A 20,067-nucleotide genomic window follows, 5' to 3' on the forward strand; every position below is an offset into this window, starting at 1 on the left:
TCCACGGACGTGGGCGCGCCTTCTACGGACGTCTGCGAACGAAACGTCCCTTGCCGTGTTGCGTCTCGACCAGGCCGGCAGCTTCCAGCTCGGCGAGCGCTTGGCGTGCGGTACCACGCGCGACGCCGTAGGTTTCCACGATCACGGCCTCACTGGGCAGCGGGTCGCCGGTGGCGAGTTCCCCGCGCTCGATTCGATCGCGCAGGTCGGCAGCGATCCGGCGATACGCATACTGCGTTGGCGCCTCACCGCGCACGACGCGTCCCTTGCCGGGCAGCGTCTCGACCAGTCCGTCGTCTTCAAGCGCGGCTAGGGCGCGGCGCACGGTGTTACGGACAACGGCGAACTCATCGCACAAGGCGGCTTCGGACGGCATAAGAGAACCGGGCGCGAGGTCTCCACTGCTGATGCGCTGCCGCAAAACCTCGGCGATCTGCGCGTACGCGCCCCATGCGGTCTCTCGTGGGCTCACCGTCGTCCTCTCACTACGCGTCTCCCGTACTGCGCGCGACACGGCAGTCGTATCAGTCTGCACGCGACCGCTCGTCGTGATCGGCGAGGAAGCACCGTGCCTGCTCCGGATACTTGCCGACCAGGACCTTGAGTTGCTGAACCTCAACGACCTGAGAGGCGCCCGTGAACCGCATGTTGTCGAGCATGGCGTAGAACTCCGCCAGCGAGCGCTGTAGCCGCTCGTCACGCGGATTCACGAGTGCTCCTCTCGCCAGTCCTCGGCCGGCCGCGCGTAGCTGCCTTTGTGCGGCAGCGTCCAGACGTACCCGCGCTCTCGGAGATGGGCGATGGCGTCGGAGACCGTACCGCCCGATAGGCCGAACTCCTTGGCCATCTCTGTTTGAGAAGGGATTTGGCTTCGTGGCCGCCACTCGCCGCGTGCGATCCGATCACGGATGACGTCCGCGACCTCTCGGTACCTCTTCCGGCGATTGCTCATGCCGATCCCTCGATCAGGCACTCGCACCAGACGATCTTTCCGCCCGTCGACAGGACGACGCAGCCCCATTCCTTCGACAGCGCTTGTACGAGCACCAGTCCGCGGCCGCTCTCGTCGTCGTCCGCCGCCGCACGTTGTAGCGGCGGTGTGCTGCTGGAGTCCCAGACCTCGATCAGCACGGCCTCAGGCCGTGCCGAGACGCAGAGGTAGATCGGCTGCACCTTGCCGGCGAGCTGGTTCATGTCTTCCGGCAGCCTGGCAACGCCGGTCGCGTTGATGGCGTTCGTCACCAACTCGCTGACCAGCAGCTCGACGGTGTCCACCACCGATGGCAGCTTCCACGTGTCGAGCAGCCACCGCGCGTACTGCCGCGCCTTGCCGACCGTGTGTGGCAGGGCCGGAATGAGCATGCAGCTCGATCGAGAGGGTTGAGTCATCTTGCGCCTCGCAGCCTGTGACCCGTCCGCTAGCGACGGACCGGACCGATCCGCCACATGTCCAAACAGGCTCGCGTCCAAGCGCGGACCTCTCATGGGCAACCGGGGGACGTCTAGGGACGTCTTGTGTTAGCGTCGGCCCAGACCAGCGCGGTTTGGAGGATCGCGGTGAACGAGATCTTGAGACACGCCTTCGTTGAGGCCGGCGTGACTGAGCAGGACGTAGCCGCGCGTTTGGGCGTGGACACGAAGACCGTGCGACGCTGGCTGGCCGGACGACGTCCCTACCCTCGTCATCGCTCTGGACTCGCCGACCTCCTCGGCATCGATCAGGCGAAAATCTGGCGTACTGAAGTACCTGCGCCGCTGTCGCCACAACATGGTGGCGCTGAGATCGAAGCCTCCTACGCGCACCGCTGGGCCGTTCCCCGTAATGTATGGCAATGGCTCTTCAGCCAAGCCGGCCGGGAGATCGGCATCCTTGTCTACTCGGGTCTCTTCCTCGCCGAGGACATTGGGATCCTCCGCATCCTTGCGGAGAAAGCACACGCCGGCGTCCCCGTACGGATCTTGCTTGGCGACCCGAACAGCCCGCATGTAGCCAAACGCGGCGCCGACGAAGGCGTGGACGAGGCGATGGCGGCCAAGATCCGAAACAGCATCGTGCTGTACCAGGCGCTTCGAGACGTCGATGGTGTCGAGATCCGACTACACAGCACCGTCCTGTACGCCTCGCTTTATCGCGCCGATGATGATCTTCTCGTCAACCCGCACGCCTATGGGATCACAGCCTCACACGCACCAGTTCTCCACATTCGGCATGTCGAGGCCGGAGACATGGCGAGTGTCTACATCGATAGCTTCGAAAAGGTGTGGTCGCTTGGGATGAAAATCTAACGCGCTTGGCAGGAAGAATCCATGACATTTATCGGGTGGAGGTGAGAAATAGTCGCAATCAGATTAGTTGTACTTCCAGCTTGATGGTTGGGTTGTAGATCTCGGCGCCTGCTGGCTCTTCGGAACGGACTAAACACTGGGTAGACTCGTTGCAGCCAGCGCGGAAAGTTCGCCGCTGGCAATAGGGCGCCGCTCATACCAGTGGATGAGAAGAGCGCGTAGGTGGGCAGCCTGTTGCCAGTTCTCGGCCGGTAGGCTTTGAACCACCATTGCGAGATCTTCCATAACCTCTGCCGTCAGTAGCTCCGTTGCCGTATCAAGCCGACCAGATTCGAGAACATTGATCACGGATTTAAGCTTCCTACAATGAGCGTCTTCAATGCTGAGATCGTTTTCCAAATGGTCACCTATAATGCTCGCCGTATTTCCCGGATTGACTCCTGGTGTACTGTAATCTACATCTGACGACCCCCATTGTGAAACAGGCAACCGTCGTCGCGCGGAAGCGGTAATGGGTCCCGTGGCGGATGTCCAGAGCTTTAGTACAAGGTTGGCAGATATCGCCGGTATTCCAGAGCCTGCGATCGCATCGTCGAGGGCGCGGTCAATCATAGCTTGTGCCGGAATGTGACTTTCGGCCACATGGAACAGCACCCTACTAATCTGCGCAATATCTCTAGATGGGGAAAATCTGAGCAGCTCCAACACGCGCTTCGCCAAGAGACGACGATAAACTGGAACATTCGCGGCGATATCCTCGTCTATCATTTCCACCGCAAGTCGCGCGCCCGGAAGTGCGAGCATCTGAAAAGGGGTCTCGGTGTCGAGTTTTTCCAGAAGGGTGATAATGGAATCATGCAAATGTTCCGAACGAGCAAAGACGCGGCTAGCTGCAAACAGCCAAGTGTTGCGCCAATGGGCTGAAGGAGCGAGTTCGCCCAATCTTTTAATCACAGTCGCGTCGGCACCGGAAGTTAGGGCTCTTGCAGCCATGAGTTCTTGCAGGCTGCGAATCTCGAACCCGACATTTCCAGGAGCGCGAGGCACCAGTTGAACCAGTCGGTCGGTAGCGGCCTTGACTAGCTGATCAGCAAGCAGATCGGCCTTGTCTCGATCGAATTCATGAGCGGTGAGGCGATATATCGCCATCGCTTTCAATTCGTCCAGCGGAAGCGAGGGGTCGGCCTCGCCTGCGTGCTCGGCACGGATTTGCAGGTGCAGACCGATATGCTCGTGCAAATAATCCACGTTAGTGCGCTGCTCGTCCAAGAGGCGAGATATAGAGGTCCCCTTGTTCACTTCGCGATCGTATAGAACGTTGTAATAGGCCTCGAAGAGGGCATGTCGGTCTTGGGGGGCGCGTCGCCGTCGCTCCAATAGAAGAGACATGATTGTGACCTGAAGTGGTGTTCGCATCAATCGCTGAGTCAGAGGCTCGCCCATCGCCTCTCTGACTCGATCTAGCACCGTATCGCGCGTCTCATCATCTTGCTCGTGCCGCACGTTGGCGAGTCGCGTCGCATAATTCATAGCTTCGGTTGTATTGAGATGCCGCAGTGTCAAATGCTTGAATTGGCCGGAGGTGAACTCTTCGCCGTAGCCCTGAGGGCGAGTAGTTCCTACGACGAGGAGGTCGGCATCACATGCTGCAGCTTCTATCAGGAAGTCGGTGACGTTATTCATCATTTTTTCGCGCACCGACGGGACAGTTACTTCATCTAGTCCATCCAGTACCAGTAGCCATGGCCATAGGCGAAGCCACGACCTAAGTTGCTCTTCTGTTATTGGAGTTCGGCGGTTGATGTACGACGCGATATAACTCAGCAAACTAATATCTTCGCCACCAGATATAGCATCGCCGTATTGACTTAGGACGACTTTGAACGGCCATCGTCGACATCGCGGTCGGGGCAATCGGATCTCGTCAAATCCGTCGCTTAGTTGCTCGCGGATGCTTGCCGCCGGGCCGAGTCTATGTGCCTCTCGATCCTCCAGCAATGCAACACGATACAACTGAGTCAATAGGTCGGTTATCGTGGTCTTGCCTTGCCCTGGCCCGCCAATTAGAACTATGTGTCGGTTATCTAGACGTTTGAGACTAGGGCGTCTACAATGATCTGCGAGCTCAACGATATGTCCGACCACTCCGGAGACCTCTGTGCGCCGCTCTGCATAGCCATTTAGGGCCATGCTAAAATCCAGGGTGGCAGGAAGGTCAATCCCAACCGAACCGAGGCGCAACTTTGAGCTGGTGGTATCGCCAGCTTCGCTCAATCTAATCCATTGACCGTTGACTATTTGTTGCGTGGCGTGCATGGCAAGGATATCACCCAGATTTGCCGGAGCTCCGGCTAGTATCTCCTGAAGTTGAGTCAAGATATCGCCGGGTGTGAGGAAGGCGGCATAGGTGCGGCGTACATCTGTATGTCCGTCGAGCAGTCGACAAATTTGATCGTGATGCCATACACTCCAGCCTTTGAGTGGAAGGCCGATCGTTTCAGCATACTCTCCAATGAATTTATTGATCGTATCGATGCCGCCGCTGCCGGGTACTGCTGAAAGCGTCACGTTGGTCGTGAACAGGAGAAATTCCGGCTGCCGAACACGCTTAACGCGGTTGGCTTCTGAGTTCGCCCAAGCGTCGAGTTCCTTTTTGATCTGTCCTTGCAGCCAGGCTGTATCCTGGCCCGTGCCATAGAGGGTAGCCTTATATTTGGCCTGCAAAATGCCATATCCATCCCATGGCCCGTCTGGGCTTGGCTCGGGATAACGCATCTGGCCTTCGAAGGTCGCCTCACGGCCGCCATCGCGCCCAGCGCCGAAGACACTTACACCCGGACCTAGGATACGCAGAGCGAGTGCTTGCGAAAGATCCTCGAACTCGGCACTGCCTAGGCGGGCAAGGTCATGTCTCACCCCACCATCCTGCCGCATACTTCGGGCTTGGGGGACATTGTTTAGGGTTTCACCACAGTGTGCTTGTGCCGGCGCTTGGGGCACCTGCGATGCGGATTGGGTGGCAGAACAGGGGGCCTGATCGATGCCACGTGGCCTCGGTTCCACTGGCTAATGGGCATTACGGAAGTCCGAAACGGACATTTAGAGCGCACCAAGCCCTCGCGTCGGCGAGACTCCCGGGGACTACGGTTGCGTTGACCACTTCAACATACTGATGACATCCCTCTATTCTGGTGTTAACCAAGACACAGCATGGGGATGGTGAAGCTTGCGGCTTCGTGTCTATGAGCTAGCAAAATCGCTGGACGTCTCATCGCACAGCGTCCTGATGCGTCTGGCCGAGCTCGGTGTACCGGCACGTAGTGCGTCCAGCCTCGTCGACAGCGCAACAGTGACCCGTGTCAAGGAGTCGTTCGGCCAGTACGATGCCGCAACCGAAGCCGGGTCCACCACCCCGCGCCAGTCGACCTGGAACGCCGGCGCCGTGAAGCCGTCGACTCACCCCGACACCTTGCGGAACCTCCAGCGCCTCAAGCGGGAGTTTCCCGTGGTCGAGGATCATCAGACGATCCTTGCGCGCCTCGGATCGCAGTTCGTTTACTCGGGGACAGGCCGGGTGCCCAAGTTTGAAGACTGCGGGTTCGCTCTCGTACGGTTCAGTGGCGCTATCGAGAACGCGTTCGGGCTGACCAGAGAGGTGTTCTTCTTCTATAGCCCGCACAACGACTTGCAGATCAGGACCTTCCGCGCAGCAAAGAATGCCCTGGTCGGGCTACAGCGGGAGGTGACTCCCGACATGATGTTCCTCTGGTCACCTGACGTGCGTCTCCGTGAGAAGCTCGACGACTGGTCATCGGGCAACTTCCTGGCCATTCCGCTAGTCCTGTCCGACGACGGCGACCCGATCGCCTTCATCAAGCTCCTGCGAGACTACGTCTTCTCGCGCGACCTTTTCTATGAAACGACGCCGGTACAGGGCGACCGATTCTTCGGCAGGCGCAGGCTCCTCCAGACCCTCCGCGATGACATTGGCAATCAGCGAGTGGCCGGGTTGTTCGGGCTCAGGAAGGCCGGCAAGACGAGCGTGCTTTCGGAGCTGGCGCAGAGCCTCGCCGGCCCGGAAACGATCTTCATCCTACGCGACCTGGAAAGCCTGCCATCCCCGCCAGACGACCCGGTGCCGATCCTGCTTCAGGACCTGACCGACGATCTACTGAGTGGGCTCCGGCAGCGCAGGCTGGGCACCCAGGATCTGAGCAGGCTCGCGGCTAACCCAGGTATTCCCGAATTTAAGCGGGCGTTCCAAGCAACGCTGCGCAAGCTGGCGGAAAGCGACATCACGGTCGTTCTTATGCTTGACGAAATCGAGTACCTTACGCCGTCGGACCGGATCGACGTCAGTGAAGGTGATATGACCTCGGTGGCCCAACTCCTGGGGGCTCTGCGTAGCCTCGTTCAGGAGAACGGCAACTTCACCTTCCTGCTGTCCGGGCTTACCAGCGCGATTATCGAGAGTGGTCGACTTTATGGCCGGCCGAACCCGCTGTTCTCCTGGGCCAAGGCGAACTTCCTCGCACCATTCGAACGGCACGAGGCGGACGATCTCGCGCGGTCGGTGGGGCAGAAGATGGGCATCACCATCGATGACGGCGCTCTAGATGCACTGTTCGAGGCGACCGGCGGACATGCGTTCCTCTACCGACACCTGGCCTCCGCCGTGGTTAATGAGCTACCTGTAGATACGTTCCATCGGGAGATCAAGAAACCGCTGGTACTGCGGATCACCAATACGTGGCGCCGCCAGGTCGCAGGGAATATGCGTGAGATGCTCGACCATGTTAAGAGGTACTATCCGGATGAATCCTACCTGCTAGAGATTCTTATGGACGAGCCCGAGTCGTTCGCCCTCGTCGCAGAAGATGTTCCCCTCGCGCTTGGCCATCTGATCAGTCTCGGCCTCATTCAAGAGGTCGATAACTCTTATGAGCTTACACCGGTGCTGCAACTGCTATGACCGATCTCATTCTTTCCAGTGTTCAGGGTCGTGCCGCCGAAATCCGTACCCGGCTAAAGCGCTTTAAGCTAGTTTTCATCCAATGCGGTGCGGCGTTCGAGGTTTTGCGGGAACCGCTGTTGGCCGCTCTGGGCGGGACGGTGCTCGACGCTGCAAATTTCGCAGGAACCGTGGGGCCTGTCGAACTGCCCGCAGGCCCGGTAATTCTAGATGGCTTGGAAGCATTTGCTCGCGACGGCAAAGCCGGCGGTGCCACGCTTGGAGGGCTCCGCGCTAAGGTCAACGAACTCAGGGACGACGACGCCGAGATTTGCCTGGTCTCGCGGGTGCCGAAGATCTCGTTCGCCCCGGTTGTGGGCAGTAACCTGCTGGATGATGCATCTTGGCACTGTCTTCCGCTGCTCGAACCGCACGAATGCCTGGCAGAGGTACGGCATAGTCCGGCGTCGGCGCTCCCGTCAGTTGGGCTTGGTCACCAGCCCGACGTTGATCTCGTTCTACGAGCGTCTCTCGACGAGCTTGGTGTGAACGTTCTAACCGACCTTGACTTCGCCATATTCGAGGCAAAGCACGACGTTAGTTTCATCGCCGAAGTCGAGCCTGGAGTCGCAGAAGCGATGCGTGGCGCCGGTCTTGCCCATGTGGTTGACGACGTGCTTCGATTCACCGCGCCAGTCCCGTTCTGGAAATTCATGAATGCCGTAGCGGACGCCGTCGCCGCAGTAGTAGGACCGCAAGTCGATCTCCCTGCTGTTTCGGGTGGCCTATGGGAGATCGAACGTACAATCCGGAAGATACTGCGCGACGCTGCTATCAGGGATTCGGGCGCACGATGGCGCAAGAATCTCTTCAATGAGGCCATCGCCAAAAATGTGCTTGAGCGAGCGCGAAACGACGTGAATGTGACGGCCGTAAGCGTTTCTCAGCTACGAGACCCCATCGAATGGCTCAGCCTCGGCGAACTTCTTGAAGTCGTCCAGTCTTCGAGGTTCAATGGCTTGTCGTGGGACGCAATCGCATGGAAGCACTTCGCACAGGATATCATGCCGATAAGGAACCGGATCTCCCATATGCGGCTGCTTAAGAAAGGTGACCGAGCAACCGTGCGTATGTGGGTGAACCGCGTTACGACAAATCTGAGCTGACCTCCATCGAGGTATCTAGGATCTAATTGATCTGGTTTAGCCCCCTAACGCTCAGTCGAGATAACTTGAGAGCTCCGGTCGAATTCTTATCGCGCCAGGCGCCGTGACGGAGCCTGCTGTTCTGTCACGATCAGCGTTCATCCCTGTCCATCATGTGGGTCGATTCTGGATGGCTCTGCAATAGGAGCGGTCGAGCCGGCTTGATTGTCCGTGGATGCGGCGAAGGTCGTCCTGACGGTGGCAGGGCCGTGACTTGCTGACGAGCACGGCTGTGCGGGACAGCCGCAGACACGGTACGACGATGCCGTGTCAGGGACGTGAGACGTCGACCAACCGGCCTACAGAAGGCAGACACGGGTTCGCCGATCATAGAGCCGTCTCAAACGTGGTCTCATTTCGACGCGTGTAAGCCGGGATACACGGTTGTCCGCTGAGGTACGGGACATGCCATCTGAGCACGTCAGGCGTACCCCAGCGGACATTGGCGATCTACTGGTACCGGAACTCGTAATGAATAGGTCGTCGGTTCGATTCCGACAGGCGGCTCCCACGTTGACCTGGGCGTCTCTCCCTTGGAGAGGCGCCCAGGGGCGTTCTGGCTCATTTTTGGTCTCATTCACCGCTGACGACTACGCGGCCCTTCCGCCGGTCGGCTTGTGCTGGCCCTGCTAGGGCGGGCCTCAGGCTGCGGCGAGAGCGATCTGCACGCCAACCCTGTCCGTTGCGGGTAGGAACAGCGACTGACGGTTTGAGGCCCCCTCATGTCGATCAGCGGGCGCGTGGCGATCGACTCCGTCCCGTCCGCCGAACCGTCACGTCATTCTGCGGCCAGGCGAAACACGGGCCAGCCGATCTCGGTTCGCCAGGCCCGAGGATCCGGGTCGTCGCGTGGTCCGACGAGGTAGGTTTCGTGGACGGGACCGTCCACGGCGAGGGCGTGTTCGACAACCCAGGCGCCGAGCCGGCCGTACGTGACGTCGATGTCGTCGTGGGGTCCGAAATGGACAGCGACGGCGAGTTCGGCGGGTGGGAGGTCGGTGGGCGTCACTCGCCCTCGGGCCGGCGGTTCGGCGACCGGACGGTAGACCAGCACCGCTCCTCGGCCGCCGGTGAACAGCTCGTTGGCGTAGCGCCCACCTGGCGGCCCGAGCGGCGGCAGACCGGTGACCGCGGCGTCGAGTTCGGCCATGGCCTCCGCGTACCATGACAGGATCTCGCCGTGGTCGACGAACCCCTTGACCGCGGCGACCGTTCTGGCGGCCACTGAGCGCAGCTCGACGTGCAGTAGGCCCTCGTCGGGACGAAGCAGTCGGCGCAGCGAGGTCACGGCGGCTCGTGTGCGGTCCAGTTCGGCCTCCAACCGCCGCAGGTGCCCGCCGATCAGGCCGGCGCGTTCCCTGGTGTCCTCGGTGGCGAGGACCTTGGCCACATCGGATAGCGGCACGTCCAGCTGACGCAGTTGGTGGATGACCTGTGCGGTGGGGATCTGGTCGCTGGTGTAGTAGCGATAACCACTGACGGGGTCGACAGACGCGGGCTCCAGCAGCCCGGACTCGTGGTAGCGGCGCAGGGTCCGCACGCTCAGATGCGTCAACTGCGCGAACTCGCCGATCGTCAGTCCACGGGACATATCCCCACTCTGCACCCTCACGGGACGGTGCGCTTGACCCTCTCCCTGCGGGAGACCGCAGCCTGAATGCGCGACACCACGATGCAGAGAGGACCGTGACATGAGTGAAGCGATCGATACCCGCAAGCTGCCCGAGATGATCAACGACTACCTGGCAGCCCACCAGGCCCGTGACCTGGACCTGGCCCTCGCGTACTACACCGAGGACGCCATCGCCGTCGATGAGGGCCACACCTACCGCGGTAAGCGCGAGATCCGCGACTGGTTGGCGCGCGCCGGCGGTGAGTACACCTACACCATGAAGCTCGTCGCGGCCCAGCGCATCGACGACGACCATTACGTGGCCGTGCACCACCTCGAGGGTGACTTCCCCGGTGGCGTCGTCGACCTGCGATTCCGGTTCTCCCTGCGTGACGGCCATATCGCCGAATTGGTCATCGAGCCCTGACACTCGACGCCGAAGGATTTCCCAGCGACCGTCGCGTCCTCGCCGCCCTCGAGCCGCGAACGCTGCGCCTCGCGACGCTCCAACTACGTCAACAACCTACTGCGGCACGGCTACGACGAGACCGATATCGCAGGCGACGGAAGCGCCGAGAGTATGGAGACACCCATCCCGTTGCGCGAAGCGGCATTTTATGGCCTGTTCCAGAGGCCGTTACGGTCGGATTCATGGAGTGGAATTTTCAGACGGCCGAAGATCTCGCGGCTGCCTTGCGCGCCGGTGAAGTGACCTCGGCGGAACTGACCGACGAGGCGATTGCCCGTATCGAGCGGGACGACAAGGCGATCAACGCGATCTGTGTGCCGGACTTCGACCGTGCACGGGCCGCCGCGCGCGGCGCCGACCAGGCGCGCGCCCGGGGTGAGGACCGGCCGCTGCTCGGCATTCCGGTGACGGTCAAAGAGTCCTACGACATCGCCGGGCTGCCCACGACCTGGGGCATGCCGCTACACCGGAACTACATGCCGGCCGAGGACGCGGTGCAGGTGTCGCGGCTCAAGGCCGCAGGCGCGGTGGTGCTCGGCAAGACCAATGTGCCCTTGGGGCTGCAAGATATCCAGAGCTTCAACGAGATCTACGGCACCACCAACAACCCGTGGGATCACGGTCGCACGTCGGGTGGGTCCTCGGGCGGATCAGCGGCGGCTCTGGCGTCCGGATTCGGCGCGCTGTCCATCGGCTCCGACCTCGCCGGCTCGTTGCGCACCCCCGCGCATTTCTGCGGCATCTATGCGCACAAGCCGACGCTCGGGCTGGCGGCGACCCGCGGCATGGTCGCGCCGCCGGCGCCGCCGTTGCCCGTCGACCTCGATCTGGCCGTCGTCGGTCCGATGGCGCGCACTGCCCGCGACCTCACGCTCCTGCTCGACGTCATGGCCGGACCGGACCCGCTGACGCACGGTGTGGCGTACGACGTGACGCTGCCGCCCGCGCGCCACGAGCGGCTCTGCGACTTCCGGGTCTTGGTGCTCGAGGAGCATCCGCTCATTCCGACCGGGTCCGCTGTGCGGGCGGGCGTGAACCGGGTGGCCGACGCGCTTGTCGACGGCGGCGCCCGCGTCGAACGGCACAGTCCGCTGCTGCCCGATCTGACCGAAGCCGCGACGCTCTACATGCAGTTGCTGATTTCGGGCTCCGTTGCGCGTTTTCCCATTGAATCGTACGAGCAGCTGCGGACCCGCGCCGCCGGACTGAGCGCAGACGACCAGAGTCTCGACGCGACGCGGCTGCGCGCCATGGTGTTCAGCCACCGCGACTGGATCGAGGCCAACAACCATCGCGAACTCCACCGCCACGGCTGGCGGCAGCTGTTCGCCGAGTTCGATGCCGTGGTGTGTCCGATCACGCCCACTCCCGCGTTCCCGCACGACCACAACCCCAATCCGCTGGAACGCCGGATCGACATCGACGGCGTCGGGTACCCGTACTTCGACCAGCTCGTCTGGGCCGGTCTGGCCACTATGCCCGGCCTGCCCGCCACCGCCGTACCAACGGGCCGGTCCCCCGAGGGTCTGCCGGTGGGAGTGCAGCTCATCGGTCCGATGTTCGAGGACCGCACCCCGCTGCGGCTGGCCGAACTGCTCGAGCAGAAGATCGGCGGCTTCCAGGTACCGAAGTAGGGCGTCGTGCGGGCGATCGGCCGCCCGTTCGGCCGGCGTCATCTTCTCGGCGCGCCGGGCGAACGTGAATCCCGGTCGCCCGCGGTGGCGTCTCGAGGCGCAGCCGGTGTCTGCATGACGGAGGCGAGGAGTGCCAGTTTTTCGGCGCTGTCAGTGCCGGGGTCCGGGTGGTAGACGACGAGCTTCTGGCCTGCCGCACCGGCGAAGCCCAGCCTCTCCCGGTTCAGCCGGAGACTGCCGACCTGGGGGTGGTCGATGTGCAAAGGGGAGCCTTCGCATACTCGTACGTCGTGGCGGGCCCAGAGCCGGCTGAAGCGAGGGCTGGCGAGGGAGAGCTCGCCGACGAGCTCGATGAATCGGGGGTCGTCCGTGTCGGTGCCGACGGAGTCGCGGAAGCCGGCGACCATGACCACGGTGGCGTTCTCCCAGTCCGGGTAGAGAGCCTGCTCGGCAGGGTCGAGGAACACGTCCCGCAGGCGGTTGGCTCCCGCCGCGAGACGCGGTGACAGCGCCGTCGCCAAGGCGTTGGCGGCGAGGACGTCGAGGTAGCGGCTCTCGACGTGCGCGGGTAGCGGGAGCGTGGCCACCAGCTTGGCGATGCCCGGAGGGACGGTCTCCTTCCGGGCCCGGCGCCGGTACCTTCGGGGTTTGTCCGCGCCGAGGCGTAGCAGGTAGGCCGTCGCATCGTCGTCGAGTCGCAGCACGCGGGCGAGGGACTCGAGGACCTGCACGGAGGGGTTGCGATCGCGGCCCTGCTCCAGGCGGAGGTAGTAGTCGACGCTGATGCCGGCGAGCATCGCGACCTCCTCCCGGCGCAGCCCCGGCACGCGCCGCACTCCCGAGACGGGGATGCCGACCTGCTCGGGAGTGACGCGCTCACGGCGGGCGCGAATGTAGTCGCCCAGCGGGTTCGGTTCCTCGGTCATGTCTCCACGGTAATTCGGACGATCGCGTGCGTGCCTGGTCCTGCCACCCCCAGGAACGTGGGGGCCCTGGCTCGGTCAGAGCCTGGGCGGCAGCCTGATCAGCGGTTCACCGAGCCGACGCCGACCTCACCGCCGGTATGGACGGTGGCCCACCCGTCGGGGAGACCGCGGCCGTCGTCGGCATGACCATCACCGGCACCGACGCCTTCCAGGAGGACTCGGCTGGTGACCCCCATCCTTCCGCCCCCAGTGCGGACAAGCACAGCAAGGAGCGAGACATGTCAACGTATCTCCTGGTACACGGCGCCTGGCATAGCGGACAGTGCTGGGAGCGAGTGGTCCCGTTCCTGACGTCGGCCGGACATCGGGTGCTCGCCCCGTCGCTGACCGGCCACGGAGACAAGGCGCATCTGCTCAGCCCCGAGGTAGGGCTTGACACGCACGTCGATGACATCGTCACGCTGATCACCGAGGAAGACCTCACCGAGGTGGTACTCGTGGGACACAGCTACGCCGGGCTGGTCATCTCGTCTGCGGCCAACCGAGCGCCGGATCGGATCGCACATCTGGTCTACCTCGACGCGATGGTCCCGGAGGACGGTGAGAGCGCGGCCGACGTCATGCCCCTGACCCAGGGCATGATCGACCTCGCCGCGAAGTCCGATGGTGGCTGGCGGGTTCCGCCTCCGGAGCTGCCGCCGTCCTCGGGTCTGTTCGGGGTCACCGATCCGGTGGACGTCGCCTGGCTGCGCACGATGCTGTCGGATCAGTCGGTGCGTTGCTTCCAGCAACCGGTCCGACTGGACAACCCGGCCGTGAACGGGATCCCACGGACGCACATCCACTGCGTCGCCGGCGTGCCGAAAGGCTATGAACGGAGATCTGTCCCCGCGATACAGCCCAACGGTTCCCCGGCACAGGTGTGGGAGTTGCCGACCGGCCACGACTGCATGATCACCTTGCCGGGCGAGCTCGCCGAGCTACTGCTCAAGCTCGGGTGACCCGCCCATCCGGCGCCGACCGCACCAGCCTGGGATTCCGGGGCGTCGATCAGCGTTAGGTCGGCGGCCGTGAGCAACTCGGGTCGGGCGTCGTACTGGGGCGTGCGTCAGGGCCGCGGCGGGAGCCATCACTGCTTGGCGTACCGCTTCCGCGGCGGTTTACGATGCGTGCCGGAGGTGGCAGATGCCCGCGTTCGACACGGCCGCCTATCTTCGACGCCTCGGCGTTTCCGACCTGGGACCGCCCAGCGTCGCGGGCCTGCGCACTCTTCACACCGCGCAGGTCGAACGCATTGCCTACGAGGCCCTCGACGCCCACCTCGGCCGGCTGACCTCCATCGACCCGTACGACTCCGCCGCGCGGATCGTGGCCGGACGCGGCGGTTACTGCTACCACCTCAATGGCGCGTTCTCCCTCCTGCTGCGCGCCCTGGGCTATGACGTGACCTGGCACCGGGCCGGAGTGCAGGAGCATGATGTCGTGCCTCCTCCGGGTCCGGCGCTCGCCAACCATCTGGCGCTGACCGTGCGCGGCCTGCCGTCCGGGGAATGCCCGGAGGGAGCCTGGCTGGTGGACGCGGGGCTGGGCGACGGGCTGCACGAGCCGCTGCCGCTGCGTGTGGGGGAGTATGTCCAGGGGCCGTTCCGGTTCCGGGTCGGGCGCTCGCAGGTCGAGCCTGGTGGCTGGCGGCTGGAGCACGATCCGCGTGGAACGTTCGCCGGCATGGACTTCGAGATGCGGCCCGCGGTGGTGACCGACTTCCTCGACCGGCATGTGGACCTGTCGACGTCCCCGGAGTCGGGGTACGTGCGGACGTGCACGGTGATGCGGCGCGACGCCGACGGCGTCGACGCACTCATCGGGTGCGTGCTGCGGCGGATCGGCCCCGGCCCGGACCGGCGGCGTGTCCTGGAGACCAGGAGCGAGTGGTACGAGGTGCTGGCGGAGGTGTTCGGGCTGGAGTTGACCGATCTGGGTGCCGCCGGCCGTGAGGTGTTGTGGGCTCGCGTCCGCAGCGCCCACGAGGCTTGGTCCGCCCGTCGCAGCGCGGGTACCTGACTCGCGATGGGGCCGACCAGCCGGCGAGTTCCGCGCCTGGGCGCGTCGTCAACCCTAATATCGAACAGATCTCGACATCGACGGTTGTCAACGCGTACGTGGACCGCGCAGTGCCGTTGAACTGACACTCAGAACGTCTCATCTCCGCCCGAGAGGCGTGTCGAATGTTCGAGCCCCTTGCCATCCCGGTTCGTACGACCCGGGCACGTCTGCTGGGCGCGATCACCGCGCTCGCTATTGCCGCGTTCACCTTCGCTGCCGTCACGCTTGTGGTCGTCGCGAACTCTCACCCGGCGGCGGCGGTGACCAAGCACCGTGTGCTGTTCGACGACAGCAAGGCCGAGACCGCGGGCAACGCCGATTGGATCATCAGTACGAGCATTCCCGACCCGACGAAGCAGAACGCCTCGCCGTCAGTGGAGACGGACTGGACCGGCGCCATCTCGGCCTGGGGTGTGGCCTTGCAGAAGACCGGCAACTACACCCTCGACACCCTCGCCCCAGGCAAGACCATCACCTACGGCGATTCCTCCAACCCCCAGGACTTGTCGAACTTCGACGAGTTCGTGCTGCCCGAGCCCAACGTCCTGCTCAGTACGGCCGAGAAGACGGCCGTGATGACATTCGTCAAGAACGGCGGCGGGCTGTTCCTGATCTCCGACCACACCGGCAGCGACCGCAACAACGACGGCGCCGACTCGCCGAAGATCATTAACGACCTGATGACCAACAACACGGTCGACAGTACCGACCCGTTCGGATTCAGCGTCGATCTGCTCAACATCGCCAGCGGCTACCCGACCGCCATCACTGACAGCACCAACCCGGTCCTGCACGGCCCGTACGGAACCGTGACCGCGGGTGCCCTCTACAACGGCACCACCGTGACCCTGCACCCGGCCGACAACGCAGGCGTCAAAGGCCTGCTCTACCTGACCACCGCGACGCCGGGCGGGACCACCGGGGCCTTCTTCGCCACCAGCACCTTCGGCAACGGCCGGGTCGCCTTCTGGGGTGACAGCTCCGACATCGACGATGGCACCGGCCAGTCCGGCAACACCCTGTACAACGGCTGGAACGACGCCAAGGCGACCGACGCGCAACTCGGCCTGAACGCGACCGAGTGGCTCGCCGGCGCCGGCGACACCACCACGCCGCCCCCGACCTCCTCGTGCACCCCGGCGCAGCTGCTCACCAACCCCGGTTTCGAGTCCGGCTCCGGCGCCGGCTGGACGGCCACCTCGGGTGTCATCAGCACCTCCTCCAGCGAGCCGCCCCGTACCGGCGCCTACGACGCCTGGCTCAACGGCTACGGAACGGCCAACACCGACACGCTCTCCCAAACCGTGACCGTGCCGGCGGCCTGCTCGACCGCCTCGCTCAGCTTCTGGCTGCACATCGACACCGCCGAGACGTCCACCTCGACCGCCTACGACACCCTGAAAGTCCAGGTGCTGGGCAGTTCGGGCACCGTGCTGTCGACCCTGGCGACCTTCTCCAATCTCAACGCCGCCACCGGCTACCAGCAGCACAGCTACAGTCTCGCCGCCTACGCGGGCCAGGCCGTCACATTGAAGTTCACCGGAACCGAGGGGTCGCAGCTGCAGACTTCGTTCGTCCTCGACGACACCGCACTGAACGTCTCCTGACCCGCCTCCGGTCGTCCGTACCCGCGTCCCGGTGGCAGGCCGACCGGGACGCGGTGCGTCGGCCCTCTGATTACGGACGGCCGGCGCCGACGTAGTGCGAGACCCAGTAGGTATTGGACATACTGGCGTACTGCACGTCGGTGCCGGTGTGCGGGGCGTGAATGAATCTACCGCCGCCGACGTAAATGCCTTCGTGGCCAAGGCTGTCGAAGAAGACCAGGTCGCCGGGCTGTAGATCGGACTTGGCGACATGGCGGATGGCGTTGTACTGGTCCGGGACGATGCGGGGAAGATCGACGCCGGCGGCACGCCAGGCCATCATCGTCAGCCCGGAACAGTCGTAGCCCGTCGGGCCTGTCCCGCCAAAGATATAGGGTTTGCCGAGCTGGGCGATGGCATAATTTACCGCTTTGCCGGCCTGGCTGGATGCGGAGCCGGTGGAGCTTCTACTGCTTTTCGAACCACTGCTATTGCTGCTGCTTGTCCTTTTGGTGCTTCCGCTGGGGCTGCCGATCTTGGCCAACAGTGCCTTCTGTTTGGCGATTGCCTTCTCGACGGTGGCTTTCTGCGCCTTCAGTGCGGCTGTGGTCGTGGTGACGGTCTGCAGCGTTGCCCGGGCTTCTTCCTGATCGCGCCGGAGGCGCTGGGTCGATCCCAACAGTGCGGTCATCTCCTGGCTTCGCCTGTTGGAAAGCGCGGTGAAGTTCGACATATTATCCAGCGCCGCATTGGGGTCCTTGGAGGCGAGGACGCTGGTGCTGTCGAGCGTGCCGTTCTTGTAGGCGGCGACGGCCATCTGTGCCACCCGGATGCGGAGGTTCTGATACCTGGGTTTCTCTGTGGCCACTTCATTGTTGATCGCGGAAAGATGCTTCTTTGCGGCGTCCAACTGTGTCTTGGCCTTATCGTACTTATTGGCGAGTATGTCGACCTGGCTGTTCAGCTTCTCCAGTTTCTTCTTCGCTGTCGCCGCAGACGAGCCGGTAGCCGCGTTTGCGCCGCTCGAGGGGAGAAGAAGAGCGGCGCTTACCGTCAAGGCCGCAATGCTTCCCAGGCGGCCAGAATTTATGAGCCGCGAATATGAAGATGTCACGTACGAACTCCTCTCCTCACGCCTACCGGGTTAGCTGTCGGGTTCGGGCGGGAGATGCCCTACCGAGCGCCGGGCGCTGCGGATTCACCCCAAGTACTTGGGTCCCCGGTTCCCTGAACTGCAGGGATTCGGCCGGCGGCCATGGTTTTTGTGTGACACGTGGGACCGCCGAGTGGTGAGGAGTCTAGGGGGTCAATGGGGGCAAAGTCACCGAATCGTGATAAACGGTACGATTTGCGCATGCTTGCTAACGCGATGTAGGCGAACATCGGTGTAGACCCCTCTATGCTGTGCGATCCGCCTACTCGGGCCGCTTGCTTGATTACAGAGCGTTCGCATGGCTTAAGCGGCCAGGTGGTGGAAGGCGAACGGCTCAGCGGTCGACGAGGACGGCGTCCCCGAACGCGGACCACGGGCGGGCATGTCTGGCGATATCCACTGGTCGCAAATGATTCGAGGGAGCATGATGGCCGGGTGATTCCGCTCGGGGAGCGGCGGCGTAAGGCGCGGGAGCAAGCCGCTCGGTTCGACGCCCAGCTGACCGTGTTCGGCGAAATGCTTGCGGTGCACCCGTTCGCCGTCGATCGTCCGGGCTCTACTCACGAGATGGCCGTGGAGTATGCGCGAGCCCTGGACGCCTATGAGGCCGCCAAGCGGGAGGCCGGCCGTGACGTGGCGCTGGCCAGACGCGAACTCGATGCCGGCATGGCCGCGCTGAATCGCCTCAACACCCATCTCGTCGGCACCTCGCTTCCCCAAGCGGGGATGGCGGAGCCGAACGTCCCAACGCCGAAAGCCAAAAGCCGAACGCCCCGAGCGAACGTGACGACGTCCGCCGGTCCAGTAGGTCCGGACGTCCCTCGACCGACTCCCACACAAACGGGTGCGGCGGACGGCCGGTCAAGGCCCCGGCTGCGTGACCGTTACATGCCGGAGCAACTGGCGCTGCGGGCAGGCCTCGTGGCCTTGGTCGTGTACACCCTCGCGGTGATCGCCGTGGGCACTTGGATCATGGCGCTGTGCAGCATCTTGTTTCTGAACGTGGGTCTGGGATTGGCTGGTGGCGGCGGCATATTCGCATGGGCGGTGTTGAACGACATCCGGGGTGCCGTCAAGGGGGGACTCGTCGAAGCCGAGTACCGCCATACCGCCAAGAAAGCCTGGCGCAAGGTCGACGAGGCTCCCTGGGAACAGCACTACGTCTACGTCGATTCCGAAGGCCGGGAACTGATCTACCGGCGTGGCGTGCCCAGCGGATCCCTCAAACCGCTGCCGACTCGCCGGTTGTGGCTTATCGAGGGCGACAGGCCCGAACTGCGGGCCTTCTGGCCACCGCTGTTGAGTCCGCTATCGTTGATCTTCACTGTCCCCCTGTTCCTGGCCGGTGCCGTCGTCAGCCTGGGTGCCGTTCCCGGGGTGCTGATCGCCGCGCTGATGGGCCACTCCTGGGGGTGACACCTGTCGCGAAGCAGGCCCAAGCGTGGGCCGGTTGCTAACGCGGGCGCTGACAACTGACCTGGACGACCTGCCCATCAGGGTGTCCGCACCTCACGCTCGGGGTCCGCAATCGGTAAAGTCGTCGGACATGGCGCGTTCCAAAGTAACGCTCGCGAGTGGCGGACGCCGCATCGGGGCGGCAATCATCGATGGGGTCGTCCTGAGCCCGGTCATAGTCGGATATGCCCTCCTGCCTACCGTGTCGGCGACTCTTTGGCTCGCCGTTTTCTGCTTCGGCTACTTCGCGACTCACCACGTCAGGAGCGGTCGAACCTTTGGCAAGTACTTCATGGGTATCAAGGTGATGAGCACGGACTTCGCTGATATCGGCATCTGGACGGCGGTATGGAGGGCTGGATTCGCAACTCTTCTTGCGTTCCTCACTGCCGGAATCGGCGGAATCATCGACTTGGCGTGGAGTTTTTGGGATCCAGACGGGCAGACCCTGCACGACAAGGTTGCTAATACCTGGGTGATCGTGACAGACCAGGGCGAGGTCGATCCTTACGGGACATCAGATCCTCACCTGCGCCGGTGAAATAGGTCGTCGGTCCGATTCCGACGGGCGGCTCCCAGGTCAGAGGCCCCGATCCCACCCGAGGACGGGGCCTCTCGCATGACTGGGTGACCAACTGAGTGACCAGGACTCGGGCTGATGGCGGATCGCATCCTGGTCGATCGCCG

Annotated in this window: 18 protein-coding genes and 1 riboswitch; of the genes, 10 read left to right on the plus strand and 8 right to left on the minus strand. The window is 63.4% G+C overall.

Annotated elements, in window-relative coordinates:
- Nucleotides 1-22: 22 nt before the first annotated feature.
- Genes ABEA24_RS02205 through ABEA24_RS02220 form a run of 4 tightly spaced genes read right to left on the minus strand, consistent with a single transcriptional unit; the run spans nt 23 to nt 1,362 of the window.
- Nucleotides 23-472: a GntR family transcriptional regulator gene (locus tag ABEA24_RS02205; protein WP_345428790.1), complete on the minus strand. Its 450-nt coding sequence runs from the start codon at nt 470-472 to the stop codon at nt 23-25.
- A gap of 52 nt (nt 473-524) precedes the next feature.
- Entirely contained in the window at nt 525-710 is a 186-nt protein-coding gene (locus ABEA24_RS02210) for a hypothetical protein (RefSeq protein WP_345428792.1), read from the minus strand.
- Nucleotides 707-1,021, minus strand: a complete 315-nt coding sequence (locus tag ABEA24_RS02215) for a winged helix-turn-helix domain-containing protein (RefSeq protein ID WP_345428795.1) — start codon at nt 1,019-1,021, stop codon at nt 707-709. Before ABEA24_RS02215 ends, ABEA24_RS02210 begins: the two co-directional genes overlap by 4 nt.
- Nucleotides 949-1,362, minus strand: coding sequence for an ATP-binding protein (locus ABEA24_RS02220; protein ID WP_345428797.1), 414 nt, complete (start codon nt 1,360-1,362; stop codon nt 949-951). The genes ABEA24_RS02215 and ABEA24_RS02220 overlap by 73 nt, the downstream gene beginning before the upstream one ends.
- A gap of 195 nt (nt 1,363-1,557) precedes the next feature.
- Here ABEA24_RS02220 and ABEA24_RS02225 point away from each other — a divergent pair, with 195 nt between their 5' ends.
- Nucleotides 1,558-2,286: a helix-turn-helix domain-containing protein gene (locus ABEA24_RS02225; protein ID WP_345428799.1), complete on the plus strand. Its 729-nt coding sequence runs from the start codon at nt 1,558-1,560 to the stop codon at nt 2,284-2,286.
- Between the two features lie 129 nt (nt 2,287-2,415).
- Here the strand turns inward: ABEA24_RS02225 and ABEA24_RS02230 are convergent, their stop codons facing one another.
- Nucleotides 2,416-5,202 carry an NACHT domain-containing protein gene (locus ABEA24_RS02230; RefSeq protein ID WP_345428801.1) on the minus strand — a complete coding sequence of 929 codons (2,787 nt, stop codon included), beginning with the start codon at nt 5,200-5,202 and terminating at the stop codon, nt 2,416-2,418.
- A 310-nt stretch (nt 5,203-5,512) separates the two neighbouring features.
- Here ABEA24_RS02230 and ABEA24_RS02235 point away from each other — a divergent pair, with 310 nt between their 5' ends.
- Together ABEA24_RS02235 and ABEA24_RS02240 are read left to right on the plus strand one after the other, a co-directional pair.
- Nucleotides 5,513-7,258: a translation initiation factor IF-2 N-terminal domain-containing protein gene (locus ABEA24_RS02235; RefSeq protein ID WP_345428803.1), complete on the plus strand. Its 1,746-nt coding sequence runs from the start codon at nt 5,513-5,515 to the stop codon at nt 7,256-7,258.
- The gene (locus ABEA24_RS02240) at nt 7,255-8,403 is read left to right on the plus strand and encodes a hypothetical protein (protein ID WP_345428805.1); all 1,149 of its coding nucleotides are present in this window, start codon (nt 7,255-7,257) and stop codon (nt 8,401-8,403) included. The genes ABEA24_RS02235 and ABEA24_RS02240 overlap by 4 nt, the downstream gene beginning before the upstream one ends.
- 817 nt (nt 8,404-9,220) lie before the next feature.
- Here the strand turns inward: ABEA24_RS02240 and ABEA24_RS02245 are convergent.
- Entirely contained in the window at nt 9,221-10,033 is an 813-nt protein-coding gene (locus ABEA24_RS02245) for a MerR family transcriptional regulator (protein WP_345428807.1), read from the minus strand.
- A gap of 100 nt (nt 10,034-10,133) precedes the next feature.
- On the opposite strand from ABEA24_RS02245, the gene ABEA24_RS02250 reads away from it, so the two are divergent.
- On the plus strand, nt 10,134-10,481 hold the full coding sequence (locus ABEA24_RS02250; protein WP_345428809.1) for a nuclear transport factor 2 family protein: 348 nt from the start codon (nt 10,134-10,136) through the stop codon (nt 10,479-10,481).
- Nucleotides 10,482-10,705: 224 nt separating this feature from the next.
- The gene (locus tag ABEA24_RS02255) at nt 10,706-12,157 is read left to right on the plus strand and encodes an amidase (RefSeq protein ID WP_345428811.1); all 1,452 of its coding nucleotides are present in this window, start codon (nt 10,706-10,708) and stop codon (nt 12,155-12,157) included.
- A gap of 38 nt (nt 12,158-12,195) precedes the next feature.
- On the opposite strand, the gene ABEA24_RS02260 is transcribed toward ABEA24_RS02255, so the two are convergent.
- Nucleotides 12,196-13,083: a helix-turn-helix domain-containing protein gene (locus ABEA24_RS02260; RefSeq protein WP_345428813.1), complete on the minus strand. Its 888-nt coding sequence runs from the start codon at nt 13,081-13,083 to the stop codon at nt 12,196-12,198.
- 278 nt (nt 13,084-13,361) lie between these two features.
- On the opposite strand from ABEA24_RS02260, the gene ABEA24_RS02265 reads away from it, so the two are divergent.
- The 3 genes from ABEA24_RS02265 (at nt 13,362) to ABEA24_RS02275 (ending at nt 16,793) form a co-directional block, all read left to right on the plus strand.
- A complete protein-coding gene (locus ABEA24_RS02265) occupies nt 13,362-14,084 on the plus strand; it encodes an alpha/beta fold hydrolase (protein ID WP_345428816.1) in 723 nt (240 codons plus the stop codon).
- Between the two features lie 184 nt (nt 14,085-14,268).
- Nucleotides 14,269-15,144 carry an arylamine N-acetyltransferase family protein gene (locus ABEA24_RS02270; RefSeq protein ID WP_345428818.1) on the plus strand — a complete coding sequence of 292 codons (876 nt, stop codon included), beginning with the start codon at nt 14,269-14,271 and terminating at the stop codon, nt 15,142-15,144.
- A 164-nt stretch (nt 15,145-15,308) separates the two neighbouring features.
- A complete protein-coding gene (locus ABEA24_RS02275) occupies nt 15,309-16,793 on the plus strand; it encodes a hypothetical protein (RefSeq protein WP_345428820.1) in 1,485 nt (494 codons plus the stop codon).
- A 70-nt stretch (nt 16,794-16,863) separates the two neighbouring features.
- Here the strand turns inward: ABEA24_RS02275 and ABEA24_RS02280 are convergent, their stop codons facing one another.
- Entirely contained in the window at nt 16,864-17,829 is a 966-nt protein-coding gene (locus tag ABEA24_RS02280; protein WP_345428822.1) for a C40 family peptidase, read from the minus strand.
- 62 nt (nt 17,830-17,891) lie between these two features.
- A riboswitch (cyclic di-AMP (ydaO/yuaA leader) is annotated at nt 17,892-18,030 on the minus strand.
- 330 nt (nt 18,031-18,360) lie between these two features.
- On the opposite strand from ABEA24_RS02280, the gene ABEA24_RS02285 reads away from it, so the two are divergent.
- Entirely contained in the window at nt 18,361-19,341 is a 981-nt protein-coding gene (locus tag ABEA24_RS02285; protein WP_345428824.1) for a hypothetical protein, read from the plus strand.
- 130 nt (nt 19,342-19,471) lie between these two features.
- A complete protein-coding gene (locus tag ABEA24_RS02290) occupies nt 19,472-19,921 on the plus strand; it encodes an RDD family protein (RefSeq protein ID WP_345428826.1) in 450 nt (149 codons plus the stop codon).
- Nucleotides 19,922-20,067 lie beyond the last annotated feature (146 nt).

It is taken from the genome of Actinoallomurus vinaceus (genome assembly GCF_039542055.1).
Lineage (GTDB): Bacteria > Actinomycetota > Actinomycetes > Streptosporangiales > Streptosporangiaceae > Actinoallomurus > Actinoallomurus vinaceus.